Origin of the sequence: Micromonospora haikouensis (genome assembly GCF_000876225.1) — a bacterium.
Taxonomy (GTDB): Bacteria; Actinomycetota; Actinomycetes; order Mycobacteriales; family Micromonosporaceae; genus Micromonospora; species Micromonospora haikouensis.
Map to the genome: position 1 here is coordinate 2773246 of NZ_JXSX01000001.1, position 16714 is coordinate 2789959.

The 16714-nt window shown below is 74.6% G+C and carries 15 protein-coding genes; 9 read left to right on the top strand and 6 right to left on the bottom strand.

Annotated elements, in window-relative coordinates:
• Positions 1–670 precede the first annotated feature (670 nt).
• Positions 671–2074 (top strand): AMP-binding protein, encoded by a 1404-nt coding sequence (locus TK50_RS11475; RefSeq protein WP_043962727.1) that lies wholly within the window; start codon positions 671–673, stop codon positions 2072–2074.
• Between the two features lie 130 nt (positions 2075–2204).
• Here TK50_RS11475 and TK50_RS11480 read toward each other — a convergent pair whose 3' ends face one another.
• Positions 2205–2657, bottom strand: coding sequence for a cold-shock protein (locus tag TK50_RS11480; RefSeq protein WP_043964304.1), 453 nt, complete (start codon positions 2655–2657; stop codon positions 2205–2207).
• Between the two features lie 175 nt (positions 2658–2832).
• Between TK50_RS11480 and TK50_RS11485 the strand changes: the two genes are divergently transcribed.
• On the top strand, positions 2833–3495 hold the full coding sequence (locus tag TK50_RS11485; protein ID WP_043962728.1) for a 4'-phosphopantetheinyl transferase family protein: 663 nt from the start codon (positions 2833–2835) through the stop codon (positions 3493–3495).
• A gap of 40 nt (positions 3496–3535) precedes the next feature.
• On the opposite strand, the gene TK50_RS11490 is transcribed toward TK50_RS11485, so the two are convergent.
• A complete protein-coding gene (locus tag TK50_RS11490; protein ID WP_043962729.1) occupies positions 3536–4945 on the bottom strand; it encodes an acyl-CoA synthetase in 1410 nt (469 codons plus the stop codon).
• Positions 4946–5118: 173 nt separating this feature from the next.
• On the opposite strand from TK50_RS11490, the gene TK50_RS11495 reads away from it, so the two are divergent.
• The 4 genes from TK50_RS11495 to TK50_RS11510 all read left to right on the top strand — a co-directional run bounded on the left by TK50_RS11495 (position 5119) and on the right by TK50_RS11510 (position 8252).
• The gene (locus tag TK50_RS11495; protein ID WP_199486002.1) at positions 5119–5892 is read left to right on the top strand and encodes an HAD-IA family hydrolase; all 774 of its coding nucleotides are present in this window, start codon (positions 5119–5121) and stop codon (positions 5890–5892) included.
• A 281-nt stretch (positions 5893–6173) separates the two neighbouring features.
• Positions 6174–7115, top strand: coding sequence for an ABC transporter ATP-binding protein (locus tag TK50_RS11500; RefSeq protein ID WP_043962730.1), 942 nt, complete (start codon positions 6174–6176; stop codon positions 7113–7115).
• A complete protein-coding gene (locus tag TK50_RS11505) occupies positions 7112–7849 on the top strand; it encodes an ABC transporter permease (RefSeq protein WP_043962731.1) in 738 nt (245 codons plus the stop codon). The genes TK50_RS11500 and TK50_RS11505 overlap by 4 nt, the downstream gene beginning before the upstream one ends.
• A 97-nt stretch (positions 7850–7946) precedes the next feature.
• On the top strand, positions 7947–8252 hold the full coding sequence (locus TK50_RS11510) for a DUF5988 family protein (protein WP_241773973.1): 306 nt from the start codon (positions 7947–7949) through the stop codon (positions 8250–8252).
• A 60-nt stretch (positions 8253–8312) separates the two neighbouring features.
• Here TK50_RS11510 and recD2 read toward each other — a convergent pair whose 3' ends face one another.
• The 3 genes from recD2 to TK50_RS11525 form a co-directional block, all read right to left on the bottom strand.
• Complete coding sequence (recD2, locus tag TK50_RS11515) at positions 8313–10601, bottom strand: SF1B family DNA helicase RecD2 (RefSeq protein ID WP_043962732.1); 2289 nt, start codon at positions 10599–10601, stop codon at positions 8313–8315.
• A gap of 83 nt (positions 10602–10684) precedes the next feature.
• Positions 10685–11518: a glycosyltransferase family 8 protein gene (locus tag TK50_RS32140; RefSeq protein ID WP_158229401.1), complete on the bottom strand. Its 834-nt coding sequence runs from the start codon at positions 11516–11518 to the stop codon at positions 10685–10687.
• Positions 11519–11745: 227 nt separating this feature from the next.
• The gene (locus tag TK50_RS11525) at positions 11746–12261 is read right to left on the bottom strand and encodes a 2'-5' RNA ligase family protein (protein ID WP_043964308.1); all 516 of its coding nucleotides are present in this window, start codon (positions 12259–12261) and stop codon (positions 11746–11748) included.
• Between the two features lie 105 nt (positions 12262–12366).
• On the opposite strand from TK50_RS11525, the gene TK50_RS11530 reads away from it, so the two are divergent.
• The gene (locus TK50_RS11530; RefSeq protein WP_043962733.1) at positions 12367–12879 is read left to right on the top strand and encodes a mycothiol transferase; all 513 of its coding nucleotides are present in this window, start codon (positions 12367–12369) and stop codon (positions 12877–12879) included.
• Here the strand turns inward: TK50_RS11530 and TK50_RS11535 are convergent.
• A complete protein-coding gene (locus TK50_RS11535) occupies positions 12866–13915 on the bottom strand; it encodes an NAD(P)-dependent alcohol dehydrogenase (protein WP_043962734.1) in 1050 nt (349 codons plus the stop codon). The two genes, TK50_RS11530 and TK50_RS11535, sit on opposite strands and share 14 nt — an antisense overlap.
• A gap of 187 nt (positions 13916–14102) precedes the next feature.
• Here TK50_RS11535 and TK50_RS11540 point away from each other — a divergent pair, with 187 nt between their 5' ends.
• On the top strand, positions 14103–14513 hold the full coding sequence (locus TK50_RS11540) for an SCP2 sterol-binding domain-containing protein (RefSeq protein WP_043962736.1): 411 nt from the start codon (positions 14103–14105) through the stop codon (positions 14511–14513).
• A complete protein-coding gene (locus tag TK50_RS11545) occupies positions 14510–16576 on the top strand; it encodes an amylo-alpha-1,6-glucosidase (protein ID WP_043962738.1) in 2067 nt (688 codons plus the stop codon). Before TK50_RS11540 ends, TK50_RS11545 begins: the two co-directional genes overlap by 4 nt.
• Positions 16577–16714: the final 138 nt, after the last annotated feature.

The window sequence follows — 16714 nt, forward strand, 5'->3', positions numbered from 1 at the left end:
GCGGGGGTACGCGCGCGAGCGGCGGGGATCGATGCCTGCGGCATTTCGGCCGGGCGGGCTGCCCGCCGAGGTGGGCTCGGCCGGCGGCGTCCGGCGGGAGTGCGGGAAGGTCGCGTCCCCTTCATGGCATCGACGCCCGCTTGCCCGATTAGGGTCGCTTCAAAAACAAAAGACGTCTTTGCCGTTAAATGCGGGTTATACGCGATTGTTTGTCGACGGAGTGCGGCCCCCGCAGTGGCTGAAGTCAATCGAGGACAAATTAGAACGCGTGGTCGGAATCAATGTATCGGAATTCCGTTTCGGGCGGGTTGCGCAATCCGTACGGCCCGCGCCGCGATTCCAATTCCGCCCCGGTCGCGGAGTGCCGACGACGGGCCGCCGGTTCGCGGAACAGCATCGCCCCGCCCACGGCGACCAGTCCCCGCCCCGGCGGGGGTCCTGCCTGGCCCGCCTGCCCGCCGGCGGCGGCGCGACCCCGCGTCGCGGCGGGCCTCGCGCGCCACGGCTAGGGGTTGTGTCCGGCGATAGCGCAGCCTAATTTCGGGGCACCCGCAGCACGCGGGGATGGCCGGATATGGGGCTACCGCACCCATGACGCGAAGGGTTCTGTGGCCGCGATGTCCCTGCCACTGCCGAGCCTCGTCGGCGCCCTCGACAGAGGTTAGGGCGGATGACACTGCTGCCGGCGTTACGCGCCTCCGGCGCGGACCGCCCCGACGCCGTCCGGGTGGCCGGGCGGATGCTCTCCAGCGAAGCCCTGCTCGGCTGCGTGAACGCGGTCGCCGACCGGATCCGGGGCGCCGCCGCGGTCGCCGTCGACGCCACCCCCAGCCTGGAGACCGTCGTCGCCATGGTCGGGGCCGTCCAGGCCGGCGTGCCGCTGGTGCCCCTGCCGCCCCGGGCCGACGCGCGGGAGCGCGGCCGCATCCTGCGGGAGTCCGGCGCGACCGTGCTCCTCGGCCGCGCCCCCTCCGCCGCCCCCGCCCCGGCCGTCGCCGCCGGGCTGGCCACCGTCCCCGTCGACCTGAGCCGACGCTCCTCGGCCCACCAACCCGAGCCGCACCCCGACGCCGACGCGGTGATCCTCTACACCGGCGGCGCGAGCGGGCCACCGAGGGGCGTCCGTGTCTCCCGCCGGGCCATCGCCGCCGACCTGGACCTGCTGGCCGACGCGTGGCGGTGGAACGGCGAGGACGTCGTCGTCCAGGGCGCCCCGCTGTTCCGGGCGTACGGCCTGGTGGTGGGCCTGCTCGGCGCACTGCGCACGGGCAGCCGCTTCGTCCACCTCGACCGGGACGCGGCTGCCGGCCCGGTCGGCACCATGTACCTGGCCGTCCCCGGCCAATGGGCGCGCATCTCGCGGGACCACCCCTGGGCCCGGTCGCTGTCCGGGGCCCGGATCCTGGTCTCCGCCGACGCCCCGCTGGCCCCCGCCGTGACCGAACGGCTTCGCCTGCTCACCTCGCACTCCCTCATCCAGGGTTACGGCACCACCGAGACCCTGATCGCGGTGACCGGGCGGGTCGACGCGCCCTGCGCCGCCGGCACCGCCGGGACGCCCCTGCCCGGCGTGCAGACCCGGATCCTCGACCGCGACGACCGGCCGGTGCCGGCCGACGGCGAGTCCGTCGGGGAGCTGAGCATCCGGGGCCCCACGCTGTCCAGCGGCTACGTCGACGGGCGCGGGCGGTGCGCCGACGCCGCCGGCTGGCACGCCACCGGCGACCTCGCCACCGTGGCGGCCGACGGCTCGCACCGGATCATCGGGCGGCGACGGACCGACGTGGTGCACGGCCGCACCCGCCGGGTCCACGCCGGGCAGGTCGAGGAGGTGCTTCTCAGCTATCCCGGGGTCCGCGACGCCGCCGTGGTCGGCACCCCGCACGCCGGGCAGGGCGAGCAGGTCACCGCATACGTCGTCGCCGCCGAGGGGCTCACCGCCCAGGTGCTCATCGACCACGTGGGCCGCCACCTGTCGGCCGGCCAGCGGCCCCGCCGGGTGCACTTCGTCGACGAACTGCCCCGCAGCGCGCAGGGCCGGATCAGGAAGTCGTTGCTCATCGCGGCCGGCTGACCGCGAACCGGTCGACCAGGTGGGCGTCGCCGAGCAGCACCCGCCGCACCGGCCGACCGTGCCGAACCCGCCGCGCGACGGGGCCGCGCCGGCCGGCCCGACCCCGCATATAGCGGGGGAGGCGGCAGCCTCAGCCCTCCACCCAGCCGTGCCGCCGCGCCAGCGCCAGCATCCGGGCGCGCACCGCCACGATCTGCGCCCCGGTCAGGTCCGGCACGGAGATCAGCAGCGCCTCGGTGGTCTCGGTGACGAAGGACCGCTCGGACAGCACGTCGCAGAGCCCCTCCTCGTCCTCGAGCCCGCCCTGGCCCGACTCGTGGCCGCGCCCCGTCGACGGCGCGACCGTCCGGACCGGGGCGGTGCGCTCGCCCGCCACGGCGGGCCCGAGCACGCGTACGGTCAGCGCCTTCGGGCCGCGCTCGTTCTCCACCGCCTCGTACTCCACCGGGACGCCCGGCCCCAGCGCCCACTTGTCGCCGTCGACCGTGTTGGCGTGCACGAACACGTCGTCCCCGCCGCCGTCCGGAGCGATGAAGCCGTAACCCCGCACCTCGTCGAACCGGACCACCCTGCCAGTCAGCATCGCCACCCGCATTCCTCAGACCAAAGACCACTACACACCCCCGACCGACCAGGCCGGGGCACCCCTCAGGGTGACATCCGCCCCCGCCGCCCTCCACCCGTACCCACCCCTATCGGCGCGTCGCGCCCGATCGAGGGACGGCGCGGGCCGCCGGGGCGGCCTAGCATCGGCGGCTGTGATCGAGCAGATCCTCCCTGCGGCCGCGGTGGTGGCCGAAGCGTTCACCGACCCCGCCGGCCTGACCCTGTTCCCCGAGGAGGAGCGGCTCGTCGCCAACGCCGTCGACAAACGCCGCCGGGAGTTCACCACCGTGCGGCACTGCGCCCGCCGCGCGCTGCGCGAGCTGGGCATCGCCGAGACGCCGATCGTCTCCGGCGCGCGCGGCGCCCCCGTCTGGCCCGCCGGGGTGGTCGGCAGCATGACGCACTGCGAGGGCTACCGGGCGGCCGTCCTCGGCCGCGCCACCGCGCTGGCCACCCTCGGCATCGACGCCGAGCCGCACGCGCCGCTGCCCGAGGGGGTGCTCGACGCGATCGCGCTGCCGGCCGAGCGGACCCGCACCGCCGCGCTGGCCGCCGCCCACCCCACGGTCTGCTGGGACCGCCTGCTGTTCTGCGCCAAGGAGTCGGTCTACAAGGCGTGGTTCCCGCTGACCGGCCGGTGGCTGGACTTCGCCGAGGCGGACATCGTCGTCGACGCCGGCGGGACGTTCGTCGCGCACCTGCTGGTGCCCGGCCCGGTCCTCGGCGGCGCCCCGGTGACCGCCTTCCGCGGCCGGTTCCTGGTCGAGCGGGGCCTGGTGCTCACCGCCATCGGCATCCCGGCGGTCACCGGCTGACCGGGGCGGGCCTGGCGTCCACCCCCGGCGCGGCCCCGGCTCAGTCCGCCGCCAGCCTGGTCTTCTGCACCTTGCCGAGGGCGTTGCGGGGCAGCGCCTCGACCAGCCGCACCTCGCGGGGCCGCTTGTGCGCCGACAGTTGGCGGGCCACGAAGTCGATCAGCTCCGGGCCGTCCACCCCGTCGCCCACCACGTACGCGGTGACCTGCTGGCCGAGGTCCGGGTGCGGGGTGCCGACCACGGCGGCCTCCCGGACCCCCGGGTGGGCCAGCAGGGCGTCCTCCACCTCGCCGGCCCCGATCCGGTACCCGCCGCTCTTGATCAGATCCGTGGCGGCGCGGCCGACGATCCGGTGCCACCCGTCCGGGCCGATCGTGGCGACGTCGCCGGTGCGGAACCAGCCGTCCGGGGCGCGGGTGGCCGCGTCGGCGTCCGGTCGGCCGAGGTAGCCCTCGAAGAGGGTCGGGCCGGCGACCTGGAGCTCGCCCATCGCCTCCCCGTCGGCGGGCAGCGCCGCGCCGTGCTCGTCGACCAGCCGGGTCCGCACCCCGGGCAGCGGCACGCCGACCGTCCCCGGCCGGCGCGGCCCGTCCGCCCGCGCGCTCACCGTGATCAGGGTCTCCGTCATCCCGTACCGCTCGACGACCTCGTGGCCGGTGAGGGCGGCCAGGTCCGCGAAGACTGCCGCCGGCAGGGCCGCGCTGCCCGAGACGAGCAGCCGCGCCGGGCGCAGCGCCCGTGCCGAGTCCGGGTCCGCCGCGATCCGGGACCACACCGTGGGTACGCCGAAGTAGACCGTGCCGCCGGCCGCCGCGTACCGCTCGGGGCGCGGCCGGCCCACGTGGTGCAGCCGGCTGCCCAGCCGCAGCGGCCCCAGCACCCCCAGCACGAGGCCGTGCACGTGGAACAGCGGCAGCCCGTGCACCAGCAGGTCCTCGGGCGTCCACGCCCAGGCGTCGGCGAGCCCGTCGAGGCAGGCGGCGACCGCCCGCCGGCCGATCACCGCGCCCTTCGGCGCCCCGGTCGTGCCGCTGGTGTAGAGGATCAGCGCGGTGGCGGCCGGGTCCGGCTCGGGGTGGACGGTGTCCGACCGCCGCGCCAGGTCGACCGGGATCACCGGCGGGCCCCCGTCGCCGGCCGGACCGGTGCCGCCCGCCGGGGCCAGCAGCGCCGTCGCGCCGGAGTCGCGCAGGATGTGCTCCCGCTCCATCGGCCCGGCGTCCGGCGGCACCGGCACGACCGCCGCGCCGGCCAGCAGCGCCCCGACCACCCCGACCACCGTCTCCAGGGTGGGCGTCGCCTCGACGGCGACCCGGTCCACGCCGCCCAGGTCGTCGGCGACCGCCGTGGCGAGCCGGCGCAGCTCCACCCAGGACACGGCCCGGTCGTCGACCCGGACCGCGTCCGGGCGGTCGTCGGCGGACTCGGACAGCCAGCTCAGCAGCGGCATGTGGACGCACCTCTCCACCGGTAGGGTTCGCGGGGACGCCGGCCGGTCGGGTCGTCGCGGTCGACCCGGCCCGGCGGGTCCCGGCGACCCGACGCTAGTCGGGGTGCCCGGGGCGGGCCACCCCTACGGCCCGGCGTCGGCGTGTCGTGCGCGTGGGTGGGGAGGTGACGCCGGTGGCCGGTGCGGCGGTGCGCCGGTCCGGGGCGCCCGGGGGAGTCCGGGCGGTCGTCCTGGACCTCGACGGTGTGCTGGTCGACAGCCTGGCCGTGGCCCGCGAGGCGTTCGCCCTCGCGTACGCCGAGGTGGTCGGCGGCGGCGTCGCGCCCGTCGACGAATACTGCCGCCACCCGGGCCGCTACCTGCCCGACGTGCTGCGGCTGATGGGCCTCCCGGCGGCCATGGCCGACCCCTTCGTGCGGGAGAGCTACCGGCTGGCCCACCTGGTCACGCCGGTGCCCGGGGCGGCCGACCTGCTCGGCGTGCTGCGCGGGCGGGGGATCGGGCTGGCCGTGGCGACCGGCCGCAGCGGGGTGCGCGCCCGCGACCTGCTGCGCCGGCTGGATCTGCTACGCCTGGTCGACCACGTGGTGGGCTCCGACGAGGTGGCCCGCCCGAAGCCGGCCCCGGACATCGTGCGCCGCGCGCTGGAGCTGCTCGACGTCGCGCCCGCCGACGCGCTGATGGTCGGCGACGCGCCCAGCGACCTGGCCAGCGCCCGCGCGGCCGGGGTCCTCGCGGTCGCGGCGCTGTGGGGGGAGTCCGACCCGGCGACCCTGCTCGCCGCCGGCCCGGACGTCGCCCTGACCGGGCTGGGGGAGCTGCTGCCGCTCTGCGACCCGTGCCCCGCCCCCGGCGCCACGCCGCCCGGTGACCGGCCCCCGGCCGGCGGCGACGGGCCTGCGGCCCCCGGCCGGGGACCGGACGGGGTGGACGGACACGCCGGGTGACCGCCCCGCACCCCTGCCGGCCGGCCCCGATCCCGGTCGGCACCCCGGTTCGTCAGCCGATGAGTTGATTCGTGCCTCGGTTGGCCGGATGATATCCGGCGTCGACCGCCCGTGCGCCGGTCGTCGTCCGACCGTGGCCACGACGCACCCGCAGCACCACATACCCCAGCACCGCACTCCCATCCCCAGCACCGCGACACCACCCAGCACCCAGACGCCGCGATTCCCCCGAGGGCCCGCCCTCGCCGGCGGCAGTCCGCACCTGACGGAGGACCACGCCCATGCCGGTCATCGAGGTCGAGCACCTGCACAAGCGGTACGGCGACAAGATCGCCGTCGACGACGTCTCCTTCACCGTCGAGCAGGGCGAGATCTTCGGCGTGCTCGGCCCCAACGGGGCGGGCAAGACCACCACGGTCGAGTGCGTGCAGGGGCTGCGCCGCGCCGACGGGGGCACCGTCCGCGTCCTCGGGCTCGACCCGGTCCGCGACCGCACCGAGGTGCGGCAGCGCGTCGGCGCCCAGTTGCAGGAGAGCCAGCTGCCCGACAAGCTGCGCGTGCGTGAGGCGCTGGACCTCTACCGGTCCTTCTACCGCAACCGGGCCGACATCGACGAGTTGCTCGACGACCTCGGCCTGACCGCGCAGCGCGACACCGCCTTCCACAAGCTGTCCGGCGGGCAGAAGCAGCGGCTCTCGGTGGCCCTCGCCCTGGTCGGCCGCCCCGAGATCGCCATCCTCGACGAGCTGACCACCGGGCTGGACCCGCAGGGCCGGCGGGACACCTGGGACCTGGTCGAGCGCATCCGCGACCGGGGGGTGACGGTCGTGCTGGTCACCCACTTCATGGAGGAGGCCGAGCGGCTCTGCGACCGGCTGGCCATCATCGACACCGGCCGGGTCGTGGCCATCGACACCCCGTCCGGCCTGCTCTCCCGGGTCGGCACCGAGCACCGTGTGCACTTCCGGCCGCTCGACCCGGTGGACGACGCGCTGCTCGCCGCGCTGCCCGAGGTGACCGGGGTGCGCCGCTCCGGCGACGAGGTCACCGTCACCGGCCCGGAGCAGGTCCTGCAGACGGTGCTGTCGGCCCTGGCCGAGCAGAAGGTCCGCTACGCCGGCCTGCGCGTCGAGCAGCCCACCCTGGACGACGCCTTCGTCTCGCTGACCGGCCGCGCCGCCCGGGCCACCACCCCGCCGTCGACCGACGAGAGGTCCTCGTGAACGCCCTGTCCAAGCTGATCGCCGTCGAGGCGAAGCTGTTCCTGCGCGAGCCGGTGTCGCTGTTCTTCGTCTTCGCCCTGCCGCTCGGCCTCATGCTGGTCTTCGGGCTGCCGCAGCGCGGCGCCTCCGGCGCGGACGCCGGGCAGCACGGCGAGCTGACCTTCCTGCCGGCCCTCGCGCTGGCCCTCACCATCGGCATGCTCGCGCTGTTCACCCTGCCGATGGCGCTGGGCATCTACCGGGAGCGGCGGGTGCTGCGCCGCCTGGCCACCACCCCGGTCAACCCGGCCCTGCTGCTCGTGGCGCAGGTGGTGGTCAACCTGGTGATGGGCGTGGCCGGCGCGGTGGTCACCGCGATCGGCGTACGGTTCCTGCTGGACCAGCCGGCCCCGGCCAACGTGCCCGCCTTCGTGCTGGCGTTCCTGCTCGGCGTGGCCTGCCTCTTCGCCGTCGGCCTGCTCATCGCCGCGCTCGCCCCGTCGGCGCGGGCGGCCCAGTCCATCGGGCCGGCGCTGTTCTTCCCGCTGCTCTTCCTCGCCGGCGCCTGGCTGCCGCGCGACCAGATGCCGACCGTGCTGGCCCGCATCGGCGACTACTCGCCGCTCGGGGCCACCGTGGACACCCTCGCGGCGGCCTGGGCCGGCGACAGCCCGGCGTGGCCGCAGCTGCTCGCCCTGGCCGTCACCGCCGTCGTCGGCAGCGTCCTGGCCACCCGCTTCTTCCGCTGGGAGTGAGCCGAGGGGCAGGCCGTTAGGGGGTCGCTAAGGGGTGCCCGCCGAGTGTGACCTGGATTACGTTCGTGGCGGAGCGACGAACGACGGAGGTCGTGCGATGACAGTTTCCGAATCCGCCCCCACCGCCCGGACGGCGAGCCCCATCGTCAACGACGACGACCGGATCGCCTGGTCGGTGCCGGCCATGACCATCAGCGGCGAGGCCGCCGGCATCATCGACGTCGTGCTGGAGGGCGGGCCCGCCAACCTGCCGACCGAGCTGCGCAGCCACCGGGTCTCCCCCGTGGAACACAAGATCAAGGTACGCCACTACGGGGGCTACGAGCACTTCGAGCGGGACTCCGGCGGCGGCGAGGCGCCGGTCGTCTTCCGCTGGACCGGCCGGACCCGGATCGCCGAGTAGGCCAGGCAGCGGCGCGGCGGTCGGCGCGGTCCGCCGGGGACCGCGCCGACCACCGGCGAGTCAGGGCCGGTCGGGGGAGAGCCGGTGGGTCAGCGCCGTGTGCCGGCGACCCGTGCCGGCCGTACGCACCGCGATGGCCAGCGCCTTGCGCGAACCGGCCAGCACGACCAGCTTCCGGGCCCGGGTGACGGCGGTGTAGAGCAGGTTGCGCTGCAACATCGTGTACGCGCCCATGGTCACCGGCATCACCACCGCCGGATACTCGCTGCCCTGCGACCGGTGCACCGTGATGGCGTACGCGTGCTGCAGCTCGTCGAGCTCGTGGAACTCGTACCCGATGTCCTCGTCCTCGTCGGTGCGCACGGTCAGGGTCTGCTCGTCGGGGTCCAGGGCCGTGACCACGCCGACGGTGCCGTTGAACACCCCGGCCGCGCCCTTGTCGTAGTTGTTGCGGACCTGGATGACCTTGTCGCCGACCCGGAAGACCCGCCCGCCGTGCCGCCGCTCCGGCGCGTTCTCGCGGTGCGGGGCGATCGCCTGCTGGAGCAGGGTGTTCAGGTTGCCGGCGCCGGCCGGCCCGCGCAGCATCGGGGTGAGCACCTGCACGTCGCGGGGGCGCAGCCCGAACCGGCGCGGGATCCGCCGGGTCACGATGTCGACCACCTGCTCGGCGGTGACCTCCGGTTCGTCGCTGGGAAAGAGGAAGAAGTCGGGGTGCTCGCCGAACACCGGGGCCTGGCCGGCGTTGATCCGGTGCGCGTTGACCACCACGCCCGACTCCTGCGCCTGCCGGAAGATGCGGGTCAGCCGGACCCGGGGCACCGTCTCGGCGGCGAGCACGTCGCGCAGCACCTCGCCCGCGCCGACCGAGGGCAACTGGTCGACGTCGCCGACCAGCAGCAGGTGCGCGCCGGGCGGTACCGCCTTGACCAGCTTGTTGGCGAGGATCAGGTCCAGCATGGACGCCTCGTCGACCACCATCAGGTCGGCGTCGACCGGGTTGTCCCGGTCGAAGGTGGCGTCCCCGCCGGGGCGCAGCTGGAGCAGCCGGTGCACGGTGGTCGCCGGGTGGCCGGTCAGCTCGGTGAGCCGCTTCGCCGCGCGGCCGGTCGGCGCGGCCAGCACGATCTTCGCCTTCTTCGCCGCCGCCAGCTCGATGATCGACCGGACGGTGAACGACTTGCCGCAGCCGGGGCCGCCGGTCAGCACGGCGACCTTCGAGGTCAGCGCCAGCCGTACGGCCTGCTCCTGCTCGGGGGCCAGCTCCGCCCCGGTGCGGGCCTTCAGCCAGGACAGCGCCCGGCCCCAGTCCACGTCCGCGAAGGCCGGCATCCGGTCCACCCGGTCGGTCAGCAGCCGGACCAGGCTCGCCGCGAGGGCCGACTCGGCCCGGTGGAACGGCACCAGGTAGACGGCCGGGATGACCGCCCCCTCGTTGCTCGGGTTCGGCACCGCCTCGCCGACCACACCGTCCTCGGTCGCCACGAGGTCGGCCAGGCAGGCGGCGACCAGGTCCGCCGGGACCTCCAGGATCGTCGCGGCGTCGGCGACCAGGTTCGGCTCGGGCAGGTAGCAGTGCCCGCCGTCGGCGGCCTCGGAAAGGGTGTACCGGATGCCGGCGCGCACCCGCTGCGGGCTGTCGTGCGGGATGCCCACCGCCTTGGCGATGCTGTCGGCGGTGCGGAAACCGATGCCCCACACGTCGGCGGCGAGCCGGTACGGGTCGTCGCGCACGACGGCGATGGACTCGTCGCCGTACTGCTTGAAGATGCGCACGGCGTGCGAGGTGGAGACGCCGACACCCTGGAGGAAGACCATGACCTCCTTGATGGCCTTCTGCTCCTGCCAGGCCGCGCCGATCGCGGCGGTGCGCTTGCGGCCGAGGCCGTGCACCTCGACCAGCCGGCCCGGCTCCTCCTCGATGATCCGCAGCGTGTCCACGCCGAAGGCGGCCACGATGCGGGCCGCCATCTTCGGACCGATGCCCTTGATCAGGCCCGACCCCAGGTAGCGCTCGATGCCCTGCACGGTCGCCGGCAGGACGGTGGTGCACTGGTGCACCTCGAACTGCCGCCCGTACTTCGGGTGCGAACCCCACCGGCCGACCAGCCGCAGCCGCTCGCCGGGCTGCGCGCCGGGCAGCGTGCCGACGACGGTGAGCAGGTCGTCGCCGGAGCGGTCGGTGGCGACGCGGGCGATGGTGTACCCGGTCTCCTCGTTGACGTACGTGACGCGTTCCAGCACCGCTTCGAGCACGGCGCCGCGCGCGGGGGCGCCGGGGCCGGCCGTGGGTGCGGCTGCGCGGGCGGCGACCGGGGTGGCGGTCGGCGCGGGTGGGGTGGCGGACATCGTGACGATGATGGCAGAACGCCCGCCGTGCCCCGCCCCGCCGGGCCGGGTTGCGGTCCGGTCCGGCGGCCCGGTTCCCGGGGTCAGCGGCGCGTGGTGGCGACCAGCCCGCCGTTGCGGCGGCGGTGCCGCCAGTACAGGTCCCGGCGGGCCCCCTTCGGGAAGCCGGGCTGCCACGGCTTGATCGGCCCGGCCGGGTGGATGACCGCCGAGTCGGAGAGCTTTCCGCCGAACTCGGGCTCCAGCCGCCAGGCCATCAGGTCGTTCCACTGCCGGGGCAGCCGCAGCCAGTTGCCGTACACGGCGTAGTTGAGGGCGTCCTGGTCCGGGTACCGCGACTCGTGGGCGTGCCGGGCGAGGTACGCCAGCGATTTCTCGGTCACCTCGCACTCCTTCCACCGGGCCACGTCGATGAGCAGCACCCCGGAGTTGAAGTAGAGGGCGTACGGGTCCAGGTCGCGGTATTCGGCCAGGCCGGGGATGCCGCCCATGTCGAGCAGCCGCCGGTTGAACGGGTCCCGGACCGCGCCCAGCGGGGCGCCGCCCATGTCCACGTCGAACAGCGGTGCGAGGCTGTTCGTGCACATCGTGTCGCAGTCCAGGTAGAGCACCCGCCGCACCTCGTCGGGAAGCGCGGCGGGGACCAGCAGTCGCAGGTACATCGCCGGGGACAGGTACGCCATCACCGGGTCGCTGCCCTTCGGCAGGTTCACCACGGAGGTGTCCACCCGCAGGTACTCCACGGTGGCGTCCGGCCCGGCCGCCCGGGTCAGGGCGGCGCGCGCCGAGGGGCTGACGTCGTCGGCCGCGATGAGCCAGTAGCGGACCGCCTGGCCCGGGTTCGATTCGGCGACGGACGCCATGACGACCGCCGCGTGGGCCGCGTACGCGGCGTCGAAGGTCAATGTGAGTTCCACGTGCTCTCCTCCGCACAGGCTGAGCGTAAACTCCGTGAAATGTAAGTAGCGAATTGCGCTTTAGGCAAGGAAACTACACATTAGATAACCCGTAATTTGGGTTCCGTGCGAGGTGGGATCAATCGACCCCAGAATTGACCCCTGAATCATCCTTAAGTGCTGGACTTGGTCGGCCGCGCACGGTCCGTGAGGATTCCTCGCATAGCCCGGCGTCGTTGCGCCACGGGTCAGGGCAGCGGCCGGCAGATGCCCCGGGCGTGGTCGGTGACCGCCGCGCCGACCACCGTCGCCTCCAGCGGCAGCACCTCCAGGCAGCGCCGCACCGCGGCGGCCATCAGGGCGTTGGGCACGCGCATCGACAGCGTGCAGTGCGGCACCCAGCGCCCCGGACGGTAGTGCTCGGCCAACCCGACCCCGGCGGCGGCGAGCCGGTCGTGCACGAGCGCCTGGTGGGCCAGCAAATCGGCCGTGGGCGACGGCCCCAGCCAGAGCACCCGGCCGACGAACTGCCCGGCGTGCTGGAACGACAGCCGCAGCGGCACCGCCACCGTCGTCCCGGCCAGGGCGCCGGCCACCTGGTCCGGGTCCAGTCGCGGGGCCACCGCGAGCGACACGTGCGGCCGGTGCCGCCGCTCCAGCAGGCTGCGCATGCTCTGCACGCCCTCGGACTCCAACGCGTCCCACAGCACCCGGATCCGCCGGGTGGCGTCGGTGTCGAGATACAGCTCCAGCGCGGCGACCACCCGCCCCACCCTAGGGTGGGGCCGCGCCGTTGCCGCGACCAGGTTTGGTCGCCCGCCCGTGCGGTACTGGCGAGGAGACCGCAGGCCCCGGCCGAGGAGGAGCGCGTGGAGATCAGCGACGTACTGACCGAGACCTACGGCCGACTGCCCGCGCTGGTCCGCGCCGCGGTCGACGGCCTGTCCCCGGAGCAGCTGCGGCGCGCGCCCGCGCCCGGCGCGAACCCGGTGGGCTGGCTGGTGTGGCACCTGACCCGGGTGCAGGACCACCACGTCGCCGACCTGCTCGACACCGGGCAGCTCTGGGCCACCGGCGACTGGGCGGCCCGGTTCGGGCTGTCCGCCGACCCGGACGACACCGGCTACGCGCACACCCCGGACCAGGTCGCCGCCGTCGCGCCGGAGAGCCCCCGGGTCCTCGTCGACTACCACGACGCGGTCGCGGAACGGACCCGGGGATTCCTGGCCGGGCTGCGGCCGGCGGACCTGGACCGGGTGGTCGACGAGGCGTGGGACCCGCCGGTGACCCTCGGGGTCCGGCTGGTCAGCATCGCCGAGGACGACCTCCAGCACGTCGGCCAGGCCGCCTACGTGCGCGGGCTGCTGCTCACGGGACGATGACCGCGCGGCCCTCCACCGAGCCGTCCTGCAGCCTCCGGTAGGCGTCGACCGCCCGGTCCAGCGGGAACGTGGTCGTCTTCGGCCGCACCAGACCCCGGGCGCCCAGGTCGAGCACCTCGATCAGCTCCGGCCGGCTGCCCCAGTAGGTGGTCTGGATGCTCACCTCGTACGGCACGGAGAAGAACGACACCGGCAGCGTGCCGCCGGCGATGCCGACGATGGTGAGGTCCCCGAGCGTACGGGCGGCCGCCGCGCCGAGCCGCAGCGTGGCGTCGGCGCCGACGAAGTCGAGGACCACGTCCGCACCCCGCCCGCCGGGGGTGGCCGCACGGATCTCCTGCGCGGTCCCCTCGCCGGAACGCAGCGTCAGGTCGGCCCCGCACTCCTCGGCCAGCTTCAGCGCCTCGGGGCGGGTGTCCACGGCGATGACCCGGGCCGCCGTCGTGGCCTTGAGGATCTGCACCCCGACGTGACCGAGGCCGCCGACGCCGATCACCACCGCGGTGCTGCCTGGCGCGAGCTTGTGCCACGACCGGCGGATCGCGTGGTACGGGGTGAGGCCCGCGTCGGTCAGCGGCGCGGCCTGCACCGGGTCGAGCCCCTCGGGCAGCGGCACGATGTGCCGGGCGTCGGGAACCAGCTCGTACTCGGCCATGCCGCCGTCCAGGCCGAGGCCGCCGCCCCCGCCGGGCACCGGCGCGGCGGCGGGATTCTCGCAGTACGGGTCGACGCCCACCCGGCAGCGGTCGCAGGTGCCGCAGCCCCACGCGCCGTAGACCGCCACGGGCTGGCCGACCTCCAGGCCGGTCACCCCCGCACCGAGGTCGTGCACCCAGCCGGCGTTCTCGTGGCCGAGGGTGAACGGCGGGTTCCAGGGCACCGCCCCGGCCTCGAAGTCGTGCATCAGGTGCAGATCGGAGTGGCAGGCCCCCGCCCCGCCGATCCGCACCACCACCTGACCGGGGCCGGCGGTGGGTTCGGCCACCTCGACCAGCTCGGGTTCGGACTTCCAGCCTGGCAACCGCAGCGCGCGCATGGTTCTCTCCTGTTCCGTCGCTCGGCTCTTGTTGCCGGCGTGCCCGTTCGGCGTCCGGACAAACGGTCGCCGCCGCGCCCGGCCCGGACCGCCCCGGCCGGGATTCACCCGGACCGGGTGAGCCGGGGTCACCCGGTCGGCGGGGATGCTCCGGAAACGACCTGTGTCGTCCGGGAGGGGAGGGCTGATGACCGCGTCCGCCGCGGACTACCTGGCCTGCTGGGTCGGGGGTCGCCACGAGGACCTGCCGGAGAACGTCAGCGGCACGGTGCGCCTCGACATCCGCGACGACGGCAGCACCGACCATTGGTTCCTCACGATCGGTGACCAGCAGGTCGGGGTGAGCCGGTCGGCGGAGGAGGCGGACCTTGTCGTCGCGGGGGACCGGGAGGTGTTCGACCGGATCGTCGCCGAGGGCACCCACATCGGGGCGGCACTGGTCCGCAACGACGTCACCGCCCAGGGGGACCTGCGGTTGCTGATGTTGCTGCGCCGGCTGTTCCCCGGCCCGCCCGACGCCCGCCACCCCCGGGAGGTGGCGGTCAGGGCGGCCGCCGCGCACCGTACGTCGCTGCCGCAGCGGGGTGAGCGGCAGTGAAGCAGGAACTGGTCAACGTGCTGACCGGCAACTCCTTCGCGGTCAGCGACGCGCAGGGCGACATGACGCCCGACCCGCGCGCGCCCATCGGCCTCTTCTCGTTCGACACCCGGTTCCTGTCCCGCTGGGTGCTCACCATCGACGGAAAGCGGCTGAAGGCGCTGTCCCGCGACGAGATGACGTACTTCGAGACCAGGTTCGTGCTGGTTCCCGGCGCGGCGAGCCACTACGTCGACGCCGACGTCTCGGTGATCCGGCACCGGTCGCTCGACGACAGCTTCAACGAGCGGCTCGTCGTGCTCAACCACTCGGCGGAGCCGGCCGAGTTCACGGTGCGGATGGAGATCGCCTCGGACTTCGCCGACACCGCCGAGATCAAGGAGCCGAGGGCGCGGCGGATCGCCGCCACCCCGATGCCGGCCGAAGGGGAGCTGCGGCTGTCCTACCAGCGGGAGCGGTTCGCCCGCGAGACCGTCGTGTCGTCCACCGCGCCCGTGGAGGTGGACCCCGGCGGGATGACCTTCCGGATCCGGGTCCCCCCGAACGGCTCGTGGACGACCGACCTGCACATCGGCATGATCATGCGGGGGGCGGCAGCCCGGGACCTGCGGGCCAGCCTGGAGGCCCACCGCGAGCAGATCCGCCGGGACATGCGGGAGGACCTGCGCCGCTGGCGGGAGCGCGCCCCGGAGCTGGTCGCCGAGCGCGACGGGCTCCGCGAGGCGTACGACGGTAGCCTCGCCGACCTCGCCGCGCTGCGCTACACGCCGCTGTCGATCCGGGGCAGGCTGCCGGTGGGCGGCCTCCCGTGGGCGATGGCGCTGTACGGCCGCGACGCCCTGATCACCTGCCTGGAGACGCTGCCGTTCACCCCGGAGTTGGCCCCGCCCACGTTGCGGCTGCTCGCCCTCGGTCAGGGCGGCCGGCTCGACGACCACCGCGAGGAGGAGCCCGGCAAGATCGTGGCCGAGTACCGCTACGGCGAGAACGCGGTCTTCGGCGAGTCACCCACCTACCTGCACTACAGCGCGGCCGACACCACGCCGCTGTTCGTGATCCTGCTCGACGAGTACGAGCGCTGGTCCGGCGACGCCGACCTGGTCCGCGAGCTGCGTCATCCCGCCCGGATGGCGCTGGACTGGATCGACGAGTACGGCGACATCCTCGGTGACGGTTACGTGCGCTACCAGCGGCGCAACACCCGCACCGGGCTGATCAACCAGTGCTGGAAGAACTCGCCCGACGCGATCGTCGACGCCGACGGCCGGGAGCCGGGTCTGCCCCGCGCCACCTGCGAGGTGCAGGGGTACGCGTACGACGCGAAGCGGCGCGCCGCCCGCCTGGCCCGCGAGTTCTGGGACGACCCGGCGTACGCCGACCGGCTGGAACGGGAGGCGGCGGAGCTGAAGGAGCGGTTCAACCGGGACTTCTGGCTGTCCCACCGGGACTACTACGCGCTGGCCCTGGGGCCGGACGGCGAGCCGGTCGACGCGCTCGCCTCCAACATGGGGCACCTGCTGTGGAGCGGCATCGTCGACGAGAAGCGCGCCGAGGCGGTGGCCCAGCACCTCCTCGGGCCACGGATGTTCTCCGGCTGGGGGGTGCGCACCCTGGCCGACGGGCAACGGGTGTACAACCCGGTCGGCGCGCACCTCGGCTCGGTGTGGCCGTCGGACAACGCGATCATCGCGGCCGGGCTGCGCCGGTACGGCTACGACGAGGAGGCGGCCCGGATCGCCGCCGGCATCTTCGACGTGGTGTTCACGCTGGGCAGCCCGGTGCCGGAGGTCATCGCCGGCTACCACCGCGACCTCACCCGGTACCCGGTCCAGCTCCCGCACGCCGGGCGGCCCCAGTCGTGGTCGTCGGGGGCGCTGCTGATGCTGCTCGGCACCATCCTCGGGCTGTCGCCCTGCGGGGAGAACCTGCTGGTCGACCCGGCGCTGCCGAAGGGCTTCGGGCGGATCGAGCTGCTCGACATCCCGGGCCGCTGGGGGCACGCCGACGCGTACGGCCGGGACCGCGCGCCGGGAGACCGGGGCCCCCGCCCCCGCCTCCGCTGAGCCGCGCCGCGCCGCGTTGTGCCGTGCCGTGCCGAGAGCCGCCCACCCGCGTCGACCACTCTCGGTGATATCCCCGAGTTGGCTGCGACGTTGCCGGCCGCCTGACCCTCCGTCACGCCGCTCCGGCCCGCCTGACAA